Source organism: Amycolatopsis sp. NPDC003676, assembly GCF_053587275.1.
On record NZ_JBSFNS010000404.1, the window covers coordinates 1 to 1,091 of the forward strand.

The following is a 1,091-nucleotide window of genomic DNA, read 5'->3' on the forward strand; positions in this document are numbered from 1 at the left end:
GTCACCCAGACCCGCCTCGAACAGTTCGACGAACATCGGCGTCGACAGATCGCGCAGGAATTCGATGTCGGCCGGATCGACGCCGGCCTCGCGGATGAGCCCCGCGGTGAAGGCGTACGGCGCGCTGCCACCGATGCCCGGCGCCAGCACGGTCCGGCCCACCAGGTCCGCCCAGCCGAATCCGGCGTGGGATTCGCGGACCACCAGCGCCTTGGGGAACTGGTGGTTCAGCTGAGCGAAGACGGTCAGTTCCCGTGGTGTGCCCCAGTACATTCCGGGAACCCACAGGCCGCCGAGGGCGATGTCGGCGGCGCCGCTGTCCAGGTCGTCGAGGACGCCGGTCCAGGGATCCTTGGCGGTGGCGGTCACGGCCAGGTCGTGCGCGGCGAACAGACCGGTATCGGCGGCGACATACTCCGGCAGATAGTTCAGTCCGTGCGCGGTGGCGGAGATCTTCAGTTCGTCCATGATCGGGCTCCTCTGCTCGAACGGTCGGGGACTAGGCGGGGGCCGCAGCGGTTTCCCCGCTGACGACCTCCAGGGGCTTTCCGAAGGTTTCGGGGCCGAAGCGGGCGGCGATCACCAGCAGGGCGTACATCGCGGCGATCATCGCGAAAACACCGGGGACACCGGCGATGTCGAAGAAGAACAGGGCGGGAAAGGGCATCACGGCGCCCGCGACATTGCCGATCCCGTTGACCACCGAGGCGCCCATCGCGCGGACCGAGGTCGGGAACAGCTCCGGCGACCACACCGAGAGCATGGTGTTGAGCAGCATCGTGAAGAACTGGAAGATCATGCCCAGGGTCAGCAGGAGCAGCGTCGAGTTCGCGAACAGGGCGAAGGCGATCGCCGAGACGCAGCCGAGCACGGCCGCCGCCATGACGGTCACCCGGCGGGGCGCGCGTCCCGCGAGATAGCAGGCGGCGCAGGCACCGAACAGGCTGCCGATGTTCATGATCATGGTGAAGGCCAGCGAATCGGTGAGCGAGTAGCCCCGCGACACCAGCAGGATCGGCATCAGGAACAGCAGGGCTGCTGTACGCGGCGAGCGGGCTGCTGGCCACAACCACCGAGCGGGGCACCTGGGT

General features: G+C 67.9%; 2 protein-coding genes. Both read right to left on the reverse strand.

Annotation, left to right across the window (positions count from 1 at the left end):
- Positions 1–468, reverse strand: a 468-nt coding sequence (locus tag ACWDNU_RS46765; RefSeq protein WP_449673572.1) for an ABC transporter substrate-binding protein, incomplete at its 3' end; no start/stop codon positions are given.
- 31 nt (positions 469–499) lie between these two features.
- On the reverse strand, positions 500–1,091 hold a 592-nt coding region (locus tag ACWDNU_RS46770; protein ID WP_449673573.1), incomplete at its 5' end, for an MFS transporter.